The sequence below is a fragment of the Bradyrhizobium sp. BWC-3-1 genome (genome assembly GCF_032917965.1).
In the GTDB taxonomy this organism is placed as follows: domain Bacteria; phylum Pseudomonadota; class Alphaproteobacteria; order Rhizobiales; family Xanthobacteraceae; genus Bradyrhizobium; species Bradyrhizobium canariense_D.
On the sequence record NZ_CP136625.1, the window covers coordinates 2,796,535 to 2,812,356 of the forward strand.

At 62.8% G+C, this 15,822-nt stretch carries 17 protein-coding genes; 6 read left to right on the forward strand and 11 right to left on the reverse strand.

Features of this window, described 5'->3' with window-relative positions:
- Window positions 1-5 precede the first annotated feature (5 nt).
- Genes RX329_RS13470 through RX329_RS13480 form a run of 3 tightly spaced genes read right to left on the reverse strand, consistent with a single transcriptional unit; the run spans window position 6 to window position 3,155 of the window.
- Window positions 6-932 carry an ABC transporter permease gene (locus RX329_RS13470; RefSeq protein ID WP_018456688.1) on the reverse strand — a complete coding sequence of 309 codons (927 nt, stop codon included), beginning with the start codon at window positions 930-932 and terminating at the stop codon, window positions 6-8.
- A 1-nt stretch (window position 933) separates the two neighbouring features.
- The gene (locus RX329_RS13475; protein ID WP_317245918.1) at window positions 934-2,046 is read right to left on the reverse strand and encodes an ABC transporter permease; all 1,113 of its coding nucleotides are present in this window, start codon (window positions 2,044-2,046) and stop codon (window positions 934-936) included.
- The gene (locus RX329_RS13480) at window positions 2,043-3,155 is read right to left on the reverse strand and encodes a BMP family ABC transporter substrate-binding protein (protein WP_317245919.1); all 1,113 of its coding nucleotides are present in this window, start codon (window positions 3,153-3,155) and stop codon (window positions 2,043-2,045) included. Before RX329_RS13480 ends, RX329_RS13475 begins: the two co-directional genes overlap by 4 nt.
- 404 nt (window positions 3,156-3,559) lie before the next feature.
- Here RX329_RS13480 and RX329_RS13485 point away from each other — a divergent pair, with 404 nt between their 5' ends.
- Together RX329_RS13485 and RX329_RS13490 are read left to right on the forward strand one after the other, a co-directional pair.
- Entirely contained in the window at window positions 3,560-4,819 is a 1,260-nt protein-coding gene (locus RX329_RS13485) for an allantoate amidohydrolase (protein ID WP_317245920.1), read from the forward strand.
- A 97-nt stretch (window positions 4,820-4,916) separates the two neighbouring features.
- The gene (locus tag RX329_RS13490) at window positions 4,917-6,290 is read left to right on the forward strand and encodes a hypothetical protein (RefSeq protein ID WP_317245921.1); all 1,374 of its coding nucleotides are present in this window, start codon (window positions 4,917-4,919) and stop codon (window positions 6,288-6,290) included.
- 10 nt (window positions 6,291-6,300) lie between these two features.
- Here RX329_RS13490 and RX329_RS13495 read toward each other — a convergent pair whose 3' ends face one another.
- Both RX329_RS13495 and RX329_RS13500 read right to left on the reverse strand, forming a co-directional pair.
- Window positions 6,301-7,620 carry a dicarboxylate/amino acid:cation symporter gene (locus RX329_RS13495; protein WP_018456682.1) on the reverse strand — a complete coding sequence of 440 codons (1,320 nt, stop codon included), beginning with the start codon at window positions 7,618-7,620 and terminating at the stop codon, window positions 6,301-6,303.
- 213 nt (window positions 7,621-7,833) lie between these two features.
- Entirely contained in the window at window positions 7,834-8,055 is a 222-nt protein-coding gene (locus RX329_RS13500; protein ID WP_018456680.1) for a hypothetical protein, read from the reverse strand.
- 351 nt (window positions 8,056-8,406) lie between these two features.
- Here RX329_RS13500 and RX329_RS13505 point away from each other — a divergent pair, with 351 nt between their 5' ends.
- Complete coding sequence (locus tag RX329_RS13505; RefSeq protein ID WP_317245922.1) at window positions 8,407-8,589, forward strand: hypothetical protein; 183 nt, start codon at window positions 8,407-8,409, stop codon at window positions 8,587-8,589.
- Window positions 8,590-8,608: 19 nt separating this feature from the next.
- On the opposite strand, the gene RX329_RS13510 is transcribed toward RX329_RS13505, so the two are convergent.
- The 3 genes from RX329_RS13510 to RX329_RS13520 all read right to left on the reverse strand — a co-directional run bounded on the left by RX329_RS13510 (window position 8,609) and on the right by RX329_RS13520 (window position 11,287).
- Window positions 8,609-9,985, reverse strand: a complete 1,377-nt coding sequence (locus RX329_RS13510; protein WP_317245923.1) for a vWA domain-containing protein — start codon at window positions 9,983-9,985, stop codon at window positions 8,609-8,611.
- A gap of 5 nt (window positions 9,986-9,990) precedes the next feature.
- Window positions 9,991-10,938 (reverse strand): AAA family ATPase, encoded by a 948-nt coding sequence (locus tag RX329_RS13515; protein WP_007601482.1) that lies wholly within the window; start codon window positions 10,936-10,938, stop codon window positions 9,991-9,993.
- Window positions 10,939-11,086: 148 nt separating this feature from the next.
- Window positions 11,087-11,287: a hypothetical protein gene (locus RX329_RS13520; RefSeq protein WP_085350632.1), complete on the reverse strand. Its 201-nt coding sequence runs from the start codon at window positions 11,285-11,287 to the stop codon at window positions 11,087-11,089.
- 223 nt (window positions 11,288-11,510) lie between these two features.
- On the opposite strand from RX329_RS13520, the gene RX329_RS13525 reads away from it, so the two are divergent.
- Window positions 11,511-12,485 carry a quinone oxidoreductase gene (locus RX329_RS13525; protein ID WP_317245924.1) on the forward strand — a complete coding sequence of 325 codons (975 nt, stop codon included), beginning with the start codon at window positions 11,511-11,513 and terminating at the stop codon, window positions 12,483-12,485.
- Between the two features lie 144 nt (window positions 12,486-12,629).
- Here RX329_RS13525 and RX329_RS13530 read toward each other — a convergent pair whose 3' ends face one another.
- Window positions 12,630-12,905 (reverse strand): hypothetical protein, encoded by a 276-nt coding sequence (locus RX329_RS13530; protein WP_085395314.1) that lies wholly within the window; start codon window positions 12,903-12,905, stop codon window positions 12,630-12,632.
- A gap of 94 nt (window positions 12,906-12,999) precedes the next feature.
- Window positions 13,000-13,608: a helix-turn-helix transcriptional regulator gene (locus RX329_RS13535; protein WP_007612810.1), complete on the reverse strand. Its 609-nt coding sequence runs from the start codon at window positions 13,606-13,608 to the stop codon at window positions 13,000-13,002.
- Between the two features lie 165 nt (window positions 13,609-13,773).
- On the opposite strand from RX329_RS13535, the gene RX329_RS13540 reads away from it, so the two are divergent.
- Both RX329_RS13540 and RX329_RS13545 read left to right on the forward strand, forming a co-directional pair.
- Window positions 13,774-14,301 carry a GcrA family cell cycle regulator gene (locus tag RX329_RS13540; RefSeq protein WP_317245925.1) on the forward strand — a complete coding sequence of 176 codons (528 nt, stop codon included), beginning with the start codon at window positions 13,774-13,776 and terminating at the stop codon, window positions 14,299-14,301.
- 45 nt (window positions 14,302-14,346) lie between these two features.
- Window positions 14,347-14,922 carry a hypothetical protein gene (locus tag RX329_RS13545; RefSeq protein WP_317245926.1) on the forward strand — a complete coding sequence of 192 codons (576 nt, stop codon included), beginning with the start codon at window positions 14,347-14,349 and terminating at the stop codon, window positions 14,920-14,922.
- A 43-nt stretch (window positions 14,923-14,965) separates the two neighbouring features.
- Here the strand turns inward: RX329_RS13545 and RX329_RS13550 are convergent, their stop codons facing one another.
- On the reverse strand, window positions 14,966-15,322 hold the full coding sequence (locus RX329_RS13550; protein ID WP_317245927.1) for a hypothetical protein: 357 nt from the start codon (window positions 15,320-15,322) through the stop codon (window positions 14,966-14,968).
- Between the last annotated feature and the right edge of the window lie 500 nt (window positions 15,323-15,822).

The following is a 15,822-nucleotide window of genomic DNA, read 5'->3' on the forward strand; positions in this document are numbered from 1 at the left end:
GCTCTCTAGCGGGTGATCGACAATTCGGCCGGGGCTCCGGTCAACGTGCGTTTCGGCGAGCAGGTGATGATCATGATCGCCAGCGTCAGGAGGTAGGGGGCTGCGTTGAAGAGGTGGTAGCCGGAGGTGACGCCGACCGATTGCAACGCGGGTCCCAGCGCTGCGGCGCCACCGAAAGCGAGCGAGGCCCAGAGACACAGCAAGGGGTCCCAGCGCGCGAAGATCACGAGCGCCACGGCCGTGATGCCCTGGCCCGAGGACAGGCCCTCGTTCCAGCTTCCGGGATAGAACAGCGACAGAAAGGAGCCACCGATGCCGGCGAGGAAGCCGCCGACCATGGTCGCGCGCAAGCGGATCAGCAGCACGGAGTGGCCCATCGCACGCGCGGCGTCCGAACTCTCGCCGGCGGTGCGGATCAGGAGGCCCCAGCGCGTGGTCCGGAAGGCCCAGTAGAGAGTTGGGGCGAGCGCGACACCAATCAGGAACAACACGTTGACCCGTAGTGCCGCGCGCACCTGTGGAATGTCGCTCCACCAGCCGAAATCGATCGCGGGCAGCCGCGGCGCGGTGGGCTCGATCAGCGGCTTGCCGAGATAGAAGGCAAGCCCGGTGCCGAACAGCATCAAGGCGATGCCAACCGCAATGTCGTTGACGCGCGGCAACGAGCAGATGCCGGCATGCAGCGCGCCCAGAAGCGCGCCGGTGATGCCAGCGGCGAGCACGCCGAGCCACGGCGATCCCGTAAGGTAGGAAATCCCGTAGGCGCTCATCGCGCCCATTACCAGCGTGCCTTCGAGGCCGAGATTGATGCGGCCGGAGCGCTCGGTGATGCATTCGCCCAGGCTCACGAACAGGAACGGGGTCGAGACTCGAATGGCGCCGCCGAGCACGGCGAGCGGAACGGTCCAGAGTCCGATCGAGCCGTCTGCCATCTCAGGACTTTCCCTTCAGAAACCCGATGCGGCCGTAGAGCGCATCGCTGGCCAGCACGAAGACGAAGATGATGCCTTGCAGCACCAGCACGGATGCATCCGGCAATCCGAGGCGGCGCTGCAACAGCCCGCCGCTGGCGCTGATACCACCGAGCAGGATCGCGACGGGGATAATGGCGAGCGGATTTTGCCGCGCCAGGAAGGCGACGAGAATCCCTGTGAAGCCGTAGCCTGCGGCGAGGTTCGCGTTGGTGCGCCCCTGCACCGCGGCGACCTCGACCATGCCTGCAAGGCCCGCGGCGCCGCCGGCGAGGAAGCAGACGATCAGGATCAGCTTGCTGACATTGAGACCGACGATCTTCGCAGCGCGGATGTTGCCGCCGGCAACACGCGCGGCGAAGCCAAACACAGTGTGATAGATCAGGATATAGGCGGCGAACGCGGCGATCAGGCCGAACACGAGACCCCAATGCACATCGGTGCCGGGGATCGATCCGATCATGTTGGCCGCGCCGATCTCGCGGGTCGACGGCTTGTTCAGGCTGCCGGGGTCGCGCATCGCGCCTTCGACGAGATGGTTGAGGACCGCGAGCGCGATATAGACGAGCAGCAGGCTCGAGATCGTTTCGTTGACGCCGCGATATTGCCGTAGCGCGCCCGAAAGCATGACCCAGAGGCCGCCGCCGATCACGCCGGCGACGACCATGGCGATTTGCACGATAAGCGGCGGCATGCCCTGAAGCACCAGTGCTGCGCTGGTTGCCGACAGCGCGCCGATCAGGAGTGCGCCTTCGCCGCCGATGATGACCATGCCGAGCTGCGCGGGCAGCGCCGTGCAGAGTGCGGTAAGGATCAGCGGCGCCGCGCGCGTCAACGTGTTCTGCCATGAGAACCAGGTGCCGAACGCGCCGTAGTACATGTAGAAATAGAGGTCGAGCGGGCTCTTGCCGAACATCGCGACCAAGATGCCGAAGACCCCTAGCGCGCCGGCCAGCGCCGCGCCCGGGATCAGGATATATTCGATCGCTCCGCCGTGACGTTGGAGGAATCCCGGATCGGCGGCCGGGGCAACGGTCCCGACCGCTTCAGCGAGATCTGCAGCTTCCGTCGTCACGAAGTCGCCCCGACCACGCCCTCCACGAGATAGTCCATCTTCTCGAGTTCGGGATCCTTCTGGCCGCGATCGGTGCCGGCCGCGATCACCGTCTTGCCCTTGTTGTCGACCAGCCCTCCCTTGAAGATGGCGTAGCCGTCACCGGACAAGAACTTGGCCTTGACGTCGTCGGCGTGCTTGCGCGCCTCGGCGGAGACCGCTTCGCCATAGGGCGAGGTCTTGACGATCTCCTCCTTGAGGCCGCCGCGATAGAAGTTCGGGATGCTCTCGCCGGCGGCGATCATCGTGACGAACTTGGGGTACAGCGCTTCCCAGTTCCACTCGGCGCCCGTGAGATACGCTTTTGGCGCGAGCGGCGACTGGTTGACGTGATAGCCGCACACCATGGCGCCCCGACGCGCGGCGTTCTCGACCATGGTCTTGGGACCATCGACATGGCAGGTGAGGACGTCGACGCCCTGATCGATCAGGCTGTTGGTGGCCTCGGCTTCCTTGACCGGCATCGACCAGTCACCAGTGAAGATCACTTGCGTGGTGGCCTTGGGATTGGCAAGCCTCGCGCCGAGCGCGAATGCGTTGATGTTGCGCAGCACCTGCGGGATCGGCTTGGCCGCTACGAAGCCGAGCTTGCCGCTCTTGGAGCTGTAGCCGGCAACGATGCCCGAGATGTATTGGGCCTCGTCGATGTAGCCGAAATAGCTGCCGGCGTTTTTCGGGTCCTTGTCGCTCCACAGGCCGCCGCAGTGCTCGAAGTGCAGCTTCGGGAATTTGTTGGCCATCTTGACCATGTGAGGATTGTAGTAACCAAACGAGGTCGGGAAGAGCAGGGTGGCGCCGTCGAGATTGATCATGGACTCGATCGTCTTCTCGACCGCGTCGGTCTCCGGCACCTTCTCTTCTTCCACGACTTTGAGGCCGGGAATCTTCTTCAGCGCCGCCGCGCCCTGCGCATGCGCCTGGTTGTAGCCATAGTCGTCCCGCGAGCCGACGTAGATGAATCCGATGGTGGTCTCGGCCGCGAAGGCCGGACGAATGCCCGTCGCCGCACCGAGGGTGACGGCCGCGCCGCCCTGCAACAAATGACGTCGTGAGATCCTGCCAAATTCCATTGCTTGCTCCCCTTGGCGGATGCACCGCCTCATCTCGCGCTGCGCCGGTCTGGCGGAGCCCGGGATAGATTGTCGCAAGCTTCGTGCCAGAGGCTACCGAGGGAGGATTTCCACTTAAGTTATTGAGAGTAATTTGCTATTTTCGGTGATCCGAGCTTGATCAGGAAAGCAGCAGATGAAAATATAGGCAGTATTTTATGATTGTATGCAATGGAGTTAAGCAGTCTTACCCGGCTTAGGCATGTGCATGACGAGGGCCGGGTGGTCTGCCGGCGACCGCATTCATGCTAACCACGCGCTGATTGGAACGATGTCGGTAGCGTGATTTCGCTGGCATCGAACTTGAATCGATAGCCGCCAGGACTGCCGTCGCTGCGGTCTCGAGAGATGGAAAGCCCGCCGAGATGGTTGCTGGTACCGCCGTTCAGAATGGTTCGCTCGGCGAAGAGATCGCGCGAAGGATCAACGAGCTCGCGGCGATCTCGGAAGAAGGCGACAAGCTCACCCGCATCTATCTGACCGGCGAGCTGCGCAAGGCGGCGGACCTCATCCTGAGCTGGATGCACGACGCCGGTATGAGTGCACGTCTCGACGCGATCGGGAATGTCTGCGGGCGCTACGAAGGGGAGCGGCCGGGCGCGCCCTGCCTGATGCTCGGCTCGCACTACGATACCGTGCGCGATGCCGGCAAATGGGACGGGCCGTTGGGCGTGATCACGGCGATCGCCTGCGTCGCCGATCTCAACCGCCGCGGCAAGCGCCTGCCGTTCGCGATCGAAATCGTCGGTTTTGCGGATGAGGAAGGGGTACGCTTTGCCTCCACCCTGCTCGGCAGCCGCGCCGTGGCCGGCACTTTTGACGAAAGCGTCCTCAACACACGCGACAGCGATGGCGTCGCGATGCGCGATGCGCTGGTGCAGTTCGGGCTCGACCCCGATCATATCGGCGCGGCCGCGCGGGCCCGGCGCGAGCTGCTTGCCTATCTCGAGCTGCACATCGAGCAGGGGCCGGTGCTGGAAACGCAAAACCTCCCCGTCGGAGTTGTCACTGCGATCGCGGGCGCGACACGGCTTGCCGCGCGGCTAACCGGCATGGCGGGGCACGCCGGCACGGTGCCGATGGCGCTTCGGCGCGATGCGTTGGCGGGCGCGGCCGAATGCATCGGTGCGATCGAGCAGTTTTGCCGCACCGACGAGGGTGGGCTGGTCGGCACCGTCGGCTACATCCAGGCGAGGCCCGGCGCGACCAACGTCATCCCGGGCGAGGTGTCGTTCACCATCGATATGCGGGCGCCGACCGACATGCACCGCAAGCGCGCGGTCGCCGACGTCGTGAGGCAGATCGAGGCCATCGCAAAGCGCCGCCAATTGACACTTCAGCTCGACGTCACCCACGAGAACCGCACCGCGCCCTGCGCGCCCTGGCTCAAGGAGCAGATCGCGCAGGCGATCAAAGCGGAAGGTTTTTCCGTGTTCGAGCTGCCGAGCGGGGCGGGGCATGACGGCATGGCCATGATCGACATTGCCGACGTCGGCATGATCTTCGTTCGCTGCCGCGGCGGAATCAGCCATCACCCCGACGAGCATGTCGAGCTCGCCGATGCCGACGCCGGCGCGCGAGTGTTGCTGGGGCTGATCGAGAATTTTCGGCCGCGGCAAGGGTAAATCGGCTCCTCACGTCACCGGCTAGAGATAAGAATCAGACAGGTCTAGCGTCGTAACGGCGTCCCGCCGGACCACGAGACAACATTCGACGGCGCGTATGAACAGCGGCATCTCTTTTCCATCCCATGGCGAAAACCGATTTTACCAGGGTATGGCGGCGACCTTCGTTGCCAACGCGCTTCAGGCGGTGAACTTTCTCGGTGATCGATTCCTGAGGCAGTCGCATCATCCGTTCACGGCTATCGAGGACCTTTACCGGCACTCGATGGACAGTGCTTTTGCGGTATCTGAGTCCTTTCTCGTTACGGGCGCGCCGCACGCTTCTGCGTGCTATCCGCGCGACTTTGCCTGGTTCTATCCCGACATCCTCGACCCCGACACCATCATGGATTCGCAGGATGCGGTTCGCCGGGCTCGTCTGCTCGAAAAGAGCGTCCGCCTGCTGCTGGAAGCAGTTCGCGCCAACGTCGTCACGACGACGATCGTCCCGGCGGCGCGCGCCCGGTATCTCGGCGTGAACTATTTCTCGCGCCCTTCGGATACGCTGCTCGGCATTCTGGCCGGCCTGCGGCAGATGATCTCTGCCGAGGAGAGAGCGTCGTCCTATCTGGCGATGTCGCAATGCGCGCATGCCGGTCGCCTGCTGCTGGCCGAATATTGCGGTGATCTGAAGCGCGCGATCCTCCAGCTCGCAAGCGAGCTCGAGCCGTTCAATGATGATGGCTCTACGTATTTGCTGTGCGATGCCAGTGCTCCGCGCTCTGCGGCAACGGACACGCGCGCCGAGCGCAGGCGTTTCGTCACCAATGCCTGCGTCTACACGACCTTCGTGTGGGGCGTGCGGCTCGGGATCATCGACGAGAACGAGCTGAAGCGGCGGCTCGGACGCGACCTGGCGCAGTACAAGAGGGACCTGCTCCGCCTGTTCGGCAAGGGTGGCTATATCAGGCATTCCCTGGATGGCCCCTCAGGCTCGCCGGTGTCCTCGGTCGCTCTGGATTTCGTCAATGTGCATCGCGGCTTCTGGGATATGAACGAGCCGGCCGAGCGCGCGCTGTTCGCAGCCACGGCGGATCTGATCATGGCGGAGCCGCGCTTTCGCATCCCCGGCACATTCCACTTCCTGGTGTCCGCGGATAATCCGCGGAACAAGATGATCCACAAGATCGCGGCTCCCGCCTATCAGGGACGTTCCTCCTGGCCGACGTTCAACGTCGAATTCGCGGATCGCATGCTGGACTATGATGAATTCTCGTGCAGCGATACCTACCGTTCCTGCGCCCAGGGAATTCTGAAGGACATTCGCACCGCAACCGAAGTCCACGGCGGCTATCAGGAACTGATCTCGGAGCGGGGCCTGAAGTATCGCACCTGGGCCTACAAGGGTGCCGTGGCCCACTCCTGGTTTCCGCGTTTCCTCTCTGTGTGGAGGAGGGCGCATGGAACGCCGCTCCTCCATTGGAATGACTGAACGGCGGTCGTTACCCAGCCGTCACGTCCACAAGCTCGCCACCGTCGAGGACCTTGGCCGCCTTGGCGCGATCGAGGTCGCCTTCCCAGGCGGCCACCACCACGGTCGCAACGCAATTGCCGGTGAGGTTGCCGACCGCGCGAGCCATGCCGATGAACCAGTCGACCGACAAGACCAGCACGAGGCCGATCGCAGGGATGCTGGGCACCGCGTTCAGCGTCGCCGCCAGAATCACGATCGCGGAGCCCGGTACGCCATGGGCGCCCTTCGAGGTGATCAGGGAGACGCCGAGCACCAGCAGGAGGTCGCCGAAGGACAGCGGCGTGTTGGTCGCCTGCGCGATGAAGACGACCGCAAGCGTCAGGTAGATCGAGAACGCGTCGAGGTTGAAGGAATATCCGGTCGGAATCACGAGTCCGACGACGGAATCCTTCACGCCCATCCGCTCCAGCTTCTTCATGATCTGCGGCAGCACGGCGTCGGACGAGGCGGTCGCGAGCACGATCGTCAACTCCTCGCGCAGGTAGGCGAGGAATTTGAGGATGTTGATGCCGGCAAGCGCCATGACGCCGCCGAGCACGCCCAGCACGAAGATGCCGACCGAGACGTAGAACAGCGCAACCAGTGAGACGAGCTGCTTGAGCGAGCCGACGCCGTATTTGCCGACGGTGTAGGCGACTGCGCCGAGCACGCCAAGTGGAGCAACGCGGACGATAAGCCCCATGACGCGGAACAGCACGGTCGAGGCGGCATCGATCATCGACGTCACGAGCTTGCCCTTCTCGCCGCCGACCAGTGCGAGGCCTACGCCGAACAGCACGGCGAAAAACAGCACCTGGAGCACGTCGTTGCGCGACAACGCGTCGAACGAGGTGCTCGGGATCACGTTGAGGAGGAAGGAGCCGATGCCGCCGCCCTGAAGCTTGTGGGCGTTGTCGGCATAGGTATTGAGCGCCTTGGCGTCCAGCGTCGAGGGGTCGATGTTCATGCCATGGCCGGGGCCGAAAGTGTAGGCCAGGATGAGACCTACCACGAGCGCGACTGTGGTCATCACCTCGAAATAGACCAGCGCTTTGACGCCGACCCGTCCGACCTTCTTGAGGTCGCCCGCGCCGGCAATGCCGTGCACGACGACGCAGAACACGATCGGCGCCACGATCATCGAAATCAGCTTCAGGAAGGCGTCGCTGAGAATCTTGAGGGAGATGGCAAAATCCGGCGCGGCCACGCCGAGAATGATGCCGAGGATCAGCGCGGCCAGGACCTGGACGAACAGCGACGTGTAGAGCGGCTTTGGCTCGGCGGCCGGGGCCGCGGCAATGGTCGACATGGTGACTCCCCCGTTTTGACGACGTCTCGATCGTCGAAAGGAGCAACTAGCGTGCCAGATTGTCGCGGTTTTCGCTGAGGAGGAGGTCTATTCGGTCTTTTTGCGGTGCGACCGGCATCCGCATCGGCGCCGGGAAACCGTTCCAGGTGCCGTCGGTCACGTGGACAGACGATTTTGCGGTCCACAGTCACGTTCTGCGCGCGGGTGGCCGCGTCACGCCGCGAGATCCAGCAGCCGACACGATCCGCGTACCAGCACCTTGCGTCCATTCGGCGTCATGACCGGCACGCCGTCGCAGACGACGACAAGACCGAACTTGACGAGGCTCTCGATGAGATAGGCCTTGGAAAGGCGACCGTTCGAGACCGGGTCGCGAAGCGCCTTCAGAACCTCCCATTGGTCTGGCGAAAGATCGAAGTCGATGTCGTTGCTCATGTTGCCTCAAGCCGTAGTGCCGTTCGTGCGCCTCTGTTAGAGGCGCTGCATGAAGACCGTGCGACGACAATGAGTCGGGAATTCGGTGAGGCGTTTAGAACTTCTCTTCACAAATTGCTGCACGCCATTGCGCCACAAGAGTTAAGACCGCTCGGTCACGAGGACCGTCCGAGCCTCGATCACATATTGATGATGTAGGCTTGATGTTGGTCCGCGAACTGCCGCACTGCACGGGAAGCGCTGCTGTCCCATTCTGCGTCGCAATATGCACAGAAATCATGAGAACGAAGGGTTCGGGATTCTGTTACGCTGATTCGCGGGGAATGGCTACACACGGCAGGAGTGGAGTGCATGAACAGGCTGGTCGAAATTCGCAGTCAGGAATCCCTGTGCCGGGAGCGCGCCGCGCTTGATTTCCAGCGCCGGGTTTTCTGGCTTGCGCAAGCTCAGGAATGGGAGCAGCGCGCGCTTGACGAGATCGCCTATCATTTCCGGGAGTGCAATGTGGCTCAGATGGAGCTGGGGCGAAACTGACGTCGGCTGTGGGTAAGACCTACTGATAAGTCGCCACAATATCGGACACCGCGCGCTCGAGCTGCTGCGCGGTGGCGCACTGGCGCACCACGCTGCAGAAGGTCGCATAGCGCGGCATCTCGGAATCGCCAAAGCCCCAGGCGAGACGTCCTTCGGGATTGAGCCACACCAGTCGCTTCGAGCGCTCGGAGATGCGGCGCAGGATGTCGGCGCGCGGATCGAGATTGTTGCTGCGGGCATCGCCCAGCACGATCACCGTGGTCTGCGGCGTCAGCGCGCTCATGAACTCCTTCTCGAAATCGGCCAGCGACGAGCCGTAGTCGGAGGAGCCGAAGCCGACCTTGGACATGATCTCGGCCATCGCTTCTTCCGGCGATTTCGATTCCAGGATGTCGCTGACTTCGATCAGATGCGAGGAGAAGGCAAAGGAATTGACGTCGTCGACCACCTCGTGCAGCGAGTGGATCAGGAGCAGGAAGAAATCCGAGACCTGCGCCACCGAGCCCGAGACGTCGCAGAGCGCCACGATCTTCGGCCGATCGCGATGCTTGCGCTTCCAGGCCGTGAGAAAGGGGATGCCGCCCCAGGCGGCATTGCGGCGCAGCGTGCGGCGGACGTCGAGATGACCGCGCCGTTGGCGCTTGCGTGGTTTCGAATAGCGCTCGCGCAGGCGACGTGCGATCTGGCGGATGAGAGCGCGCATCTCCGCGACATGGCGGCGCTCGATGCGGGCAAGCGGCGCGTTGCGAAGAATCTCGTTGCGGAGGTTTTCAGCTTCCTCGCGGGCATAGAGCGCAAGCCCCTGCGCGACGGTGTCGCGGACGGCTTCGCGCAAGGCATCGAGCGCGGCGCGAAGCCGCTCGGCCAGTGCCGGATTGGTCGCGGTCAGCTCGTCGAGATCGTCGCGTAGCCGCTGGAGCCCCATGGCGTCGAGGATGCGGCTGGAGAAGATGCCGCGCTGGGTGGAGTAGCGGATGTCGGATAGGGAGGCCGCACCTGAGGCGCTGGCGATCGCGGCGGTGATCGCGTTGCGATCCTGCGACAGCAGCATCTGCGCGAGGGGACCCAATTCTGCGGGAGGCGAACCGCCGCTCGCATCGCTGGCCGCGCCCGACGACGGAGATTGATCCGCGTTCTCCGAAACATCGTTGCTGTTGGCTTCAGGCTGTTCCTGCCGCGGCTCCGGCTGGCTGAAGAACAGATCGAAACAGTCACCGAGCGCGAGCTTTTCGTCCTGCGACTTGGCGAGCGTCAGAAGGAGCGCATCGCGCAGGATGGTCCGGTCGGAAACGCCGACCTGCTCGACCGCGCGCATGGCATCGATGCTTTCGGCAGGCGAGACATGGACGCCGGCGCCCCGTGCCGCACGGAAGAAACGATGAATATTCTCGCGCATCGGCGTCAACCGAAGACGTTGGATCGTGCTGCCTTGGCAATGAAGGTCGTAATCTGAGGCTGAGCCGCCTCGATGTCGGCCTCGTATTTCAGGAGTACGTTGAGCGTGTCCTTGACGATCTCGGTGTCGAGCTCCGAGGCCTGCAAGAGCACCAGCACGCGGGCCCAGTCGATGGTCTCGCTGACCGAAGGCAGCTTCTTCAGGTCGAGCGAGCGGATTTCGTGGATGAAGCCGACCATCTGCCGCCGCAGCGTCTGCGAAATGTTGGGGACGCGGCTCTCGACGATGCGCTCCTCGAGCCGCTGCTCGGGGAAGCCGATGTGCAGATGCAGGCACCGCCGCTTCAGGGCGTCGCCGAGATCGCGCTCGCTGTTGGAGGTGAGGATCACCGTTGGCGGCGTGATCGCGGAGACGGTGCCGAGTTCGGGGATCGTGACCTGGAAATCGGAGAGAATTTCCAGCAGCAGCGATTCGAATTCCGCATCCGACTTGTCGATTTCGTCGATCAGGAGCACGCAGCCGCCCGGCTGCTCCAGCGCTTGCAGGAGCGGCCGCGGCTCGACGAACTCCTTGGAGAAGAACACGTCACCGAAATCGTGGAGCTGATTAAGTGCAGCGTGCAAAGTCTGCGCGCCGCCGAGGACTTCGCCGAGCTTGTCCTTGAGGATCTGCGTGTAGAGAAGCTGCTTGGCGTATTTCCATTCATAGAGCGCCTTGGCCTCGTCGAGGCCTTCGTAGCATTGCAGGCGGATCATCTTCAGGCCGCGCCAGGCCGCGATCGCCTTGGCAAGCTCGGTCTTGCCGACGCCCGCGGGGCCTTCGACCAGGATCGGCTTCTCGATCTGTTGCGACAAATAGACGGCGGTCGCGATCTGCCGGCTCGCGATGTAGCCTTGCGCGGCGAGGCCGCTCTCCACCGCCTCGATCGCTGTCGAGGGCTTCTGTTCAGCCACGAAAAGGCGCTCCCAAAGGTCTTGATTGAGGCTTGTTCTGCCTGCGTTCACGGCAAAGAACAAGCCTCGTTTGGGAGAGGCCAGACCCGCGCGAATGGGCGTTTTTTCCGCTCAACGCAAATAGTCGGGCGGCCAACCGGCCGCGGGATCAGTGCCGCAGCAACTCCGGCTTGCGGATCGTCTGTCTGACCTCGGCGCCGCAATCGGCGCATTCATAGACGAAGTCGATCGTGGCAAGACTCCAATGCGGTTCGACCTCGCGCACATACATTGGAAGGAACCCCATGCAAGCAGGGCAAATCACAGGCGCGATCTCGATATCCTGATGATGCTGTACATAAGCTGGCATCTCGGCTCTCCTTCGCAGACGACCTCCAAACCCGCGCGAAGGCTACTGCCGGCCGGCGAAAGGCCGACATCAACTCTTTCGAACAGAGGCGGAACGGCGGAGGTTTGTCGTTCGCTGTGACATTCTTGTTACGTCTCTGTACTGTGACGGGTGGACCAAATACCTATTTCAAAGCCCGATCCGATATTCGGACTTTGACCTCAACGATAAGGGAGCAACGCCCATGACGCATGCCATTCGCTTTCACAAGACTGGTGGTCCGGAAGTGCTGGTCTGGGAGGAGGTCAGTGTCGGCAAGCCCGGACCAGGCGAGGCACGAATCCGCCATACCGCCGTCGGTCTCAACTTCGTCGACATCTACAATCGTTCGGGCCTTTACCCGGTGCAACTGCCGAGTGGGCTTGGTAGCGAGGCTGCTGGCGTGGTCGAGGAGGTCGGGCCCGGTGTCGCCGATCTGAAGCCGGGCGATCGCGTCGCCTACGGCGCCTCGCCACTCGGGGCCTATTCCGAGGCGCGGCTGATCCCGGCCGACCGACTGCTGAAGCTGCCGGACGGTGTCGACGACAAGACCGCGGCGGCGATGATGCTGAAGGGGCTCACAACGCAATATCTGATCCGGCAGACCTATCGGGTGAAGGCCGGCGACACCATCCTGCTGCATGCGGCCGCCGGCGGCGTCGGCCTGATTCTCTGCCAGTGGGCCAAGCATCTCGGCGCGACCGTGATCGGCACCGTCAGCAACGACGAGAAGGCCAAGCTCGCCAAGGCGCATGGCTGCGACCATGTCATCATCTATAGCCGCGAGGATTTCGTGAAGCGCGTGGACGAGATCACCGGCGGCAAGAAGGTGCCGGTGGTCTATGACTCCGTCGGCAAGGACACGTTCTTGAAGTCGCTCGACTGCCTCGCGCCGCTCGGCGTCGCCGCGCTGTTCGGTGCGTCCTCCGGCGCCGTCGAGCCGCTCAATCTCGGTCTGCTGGCGCAGAAGGGCTCGCTCTACGTCACCCGGCCGACGCTGTTCACCTACGCCGCCAAGCGTGAGAGCCTGGTCGCGATGGCGGGCGAGCTGTTCGACGTCGTCAAGTCCGGCGCGGTCAAGATCGAGGTGCACCAGACCTATCCACTGAAGGACGCCGCAAAGGCGCATGCAGATCTCGCCGCGCGCAAGACCACGGGATCGACCGTCCTCACGGTGTGATCTCCGACCGGGCTGTGGCGCAGGCTGGCAGAGCGTTTTCGAGCGAACTGGATTCCGGTTCGCGTAGAGAAAACGCGTCAAAATAAGAAATCCAGAGCCCGTTCCGATTCGATCGGAACGGAAAAGGTCGGCCCTGGGCCTGCGTTATGTCCGCTCGTGCTTACGCAGATCGCGGGCGTGATCGAGGCGGAGAGCCTGGAGGTCGACTTCTTCGGGCGGGATCCGGGGCAGGGCAGCCTCAGCGAGGATCGCCTCGGTCACGTCTTCGACCGAATTCTCCACGATTTCCTGGATGAACGAGATATTCCGATATTCCCCTGAGGCAACGCGGGAAATGACCTCGCGCCTGGTGATTTCAGGGTCGACCACTGCCTCGCGGCCGCGGCGCCCATAGTCGATCATCACGACGAAATACTGCATGAAACGATCCTGCCGTGCCCATGGTCGGGACGGCAGAGTATTTCCGAAAAACGGAATCAAGTCAAGGTGAATTTCGTAAAAACGGAATTGCAGCCTACTTGCTCCTCTTGCGCGGGCGCGCCGACTTGGCGCGCAGCCGCTCCAGCTGCCCCTTGGGCATGGACAGGCAGATCTCGCCGACCCACTCTAGTTTCACGCCGACGATCTGCTTGGCATTGAAGCTGCTGAGATTGACGACGGAGGGGGATTTGCCTCGTTCGATGGTCTTCAGATAGCGCTCGCCGGTCTTGAGCCGGACCACGGCCTCCTCGCCGTAGAAGCTCGACAGGGGATGGCGCTGATCCTTGTAGACTACGATTACGTCGCCGCTCTCGTATTTGGGCAGCATCGAATCGCCCACGATCTCGAATGCGATGGTCTCCTCCATGATCGGAAAGGGCAGCGCGATGTCGCCAAGGCCTTCGGGGGGAACCTGCTCATAATCCGGCTCGATCACGGCACCGGCCCCCACGCGGCCCATGATCGGCGCGAGATTGAGCTCGAGATATTCCATGATCGGAATGATTTCCGAAGCCTTCACCAGGCGTTCGCCGCCGAGGATCTCCGAGACAGCGCCGGGGCGTACGCCCATGGCAGCCGCCAGGCCGCCCTTGCTCTTGCCCGTCTTTTCCAGGCCCCGTTCGATCATTGCAGCGTCCAACATGGTGATTCCCTCGATTGTCCATCGTCCGTCTCTTGTAATCCGAAATTCGGAATTGATGCAATTATGAATATCAGAATTATCGCTTGACTTCGACTTCGGAATACCGGAATGTAGGCTCCGCCTCGCGGTCGTGCGATCGGAGGAGGCGCATCACAGGACAGCAGCATGGAACCGGGCCATTGGCCGTCGGAGCACTCCGACGCGCTTCGCGACTATTTTCTCAAGGGGTTGTCTTATGCGGAGATCGGAAGACAGATTAACGCAAGGTTCGGAACGGCTTACACGCGCAACGCGGTGGTCGGCCGCGCCAAGCGGCTCGGGCTGATCGTGCAGGTGCGGATGACGAGCCCGTCGATCGTGCCGGTGCTGCCGTCTGGAGCCTGTCTTATCATCCCGCACCGTCCCGCGTTACTGAACCTGCCGCCGAAATCTGCGATGAAGCCTGCCGCGCAGGTCAAATTGCGCTGCGTCGGCGTCCAGCCGCGCCTGGTCCCGTTGGTCGAACTCGCTGCCGAGGACTGTCGCTATCCCTATGGTGGCGACAAGGACGGGGAGGAGATTACCTTCTGCGGCCATCCAAGTGAGCCGGGCTCGAGCTATTGCACGCCGCATGCGCGCCTGACGCGCCGCGCCGGAGCTGGATCCGCCCGCGTCGCCGGCCCCGTCGTGCTGAGGCTGGTCTCTGCCGCGTGACCCCACGACCGTCCGTTCAATCGTCAATTCGCAAGGAGTATCCGAGTGGCACGTGTCCGACGCAACAGTTCCTTTAAATCGGCGAATGTCTACGACCGACGCTCACGTGAGATACCGTTCAATGCGGAGGTGGCGGAAGTCGAGGTGGACAATCCGCTGGCGCTCGACCCCGGCGAGAAGATTATGGCCGTGCGGTCGATCCGCAGCGATCCGCTCGGCCGGCTGCATGCGCACCGTCAGATCGACGAGGCGCAGTATCGCGGCGGGCGCGCCTTCCAGGACGATTGGGAGAAGGCCGAGCGAGGCCCTCAGGCAATGGACCCGACTCGCGAATATGTCGATGGCGCGCGTACGCGCGAGCCGGTCACCGAGAGCCAACGCCAGGCGGTGCTGCGGCTGAACCGGATCGAGCGCGAACTCGGCACAGACGGCGCTGCGCTAGTGCACGACGTGTTGGTGCTGGGCCTGACCATGGACGAGATCGGCCAGCGTCGCGCCCTCCGTACGCAGCGCTGGATCGACTATTTTGGCCGACGTTTCCGTGAATGCCTGGACCGGTTGGCACTGATCTATGGCTTTGCGACGGAAACGGGGAGACTGCGTGCAGGGCAACGAAGATGACAACGCGCCCGCGACCACGGTCGCGGGCGCGCCGGTCCGCTGCTTAGGGATGCGGTAGGATCTGGTAGGTCGTGGCATAGGGCTCGACCCGCAGCGAGGCGTTGGCCAAAAGCCCGATTCTGGCGGTCGGCGTTTGCTGCAATTCGCCGTTCGGACCGCGATGCACGTTGTATTGCCAGACGGTGAGATCGCCCTTCTGTGCCAGAGCATGTGCAACGGCGCTCGCATCATTGCCGCCGAGGGCCTGAAGCTCCTCCGTCGACAATCCGACGACGATTTCATCCTTGATGGTGACGATCTTGAACAGGTTCATCCTGGTCTCCTGCGCCCACGCGCTTTGTGTCGAGAAGGTGAGAAGCGCGACTGCGGCGCCCTTGGTGAGATCGCAGCGAGAAAGCATGCCGTCGTCCTTTGGTGCTGGGGCGCCCGAATCGATCAATGCATCGGCCACGGCGCCCGTGATCTGCGTGACTGTTACGCCACCGCTTTGTCGTTTGCTCCTCGAAAACAGTTCACGGCCGGAAACAAATGCGGCCCGATGAATCCTGATGCGAAGAGGCAGGTCCAAGTCCAAGAGCTCGAGGGGACGGGTTGGATGAAATCCAAACGTCATAGTTTGTCTCTTGGTCAGAAGGCCGCGCTGTGGCTGCCGATCCATAGCGCGAGATCGACGCCTATTTCGTCGACGATACAACCGCCGACGCCAGATTCAACAATTACGTGTATACACTGAAGAAGCACTGGTTCGCGTCCACCAACGTCCATTCACATCCGAAACAACACGAAACGCAGCGTCGATTGACGGCAATCGAGGCTGTATGCCTGATCGATGCCGCTTCTTGACGCAGGTGGGTGACGGCCGGCCCTATTCCTGTTATCCGGAATTGCCGTGGTGCGATG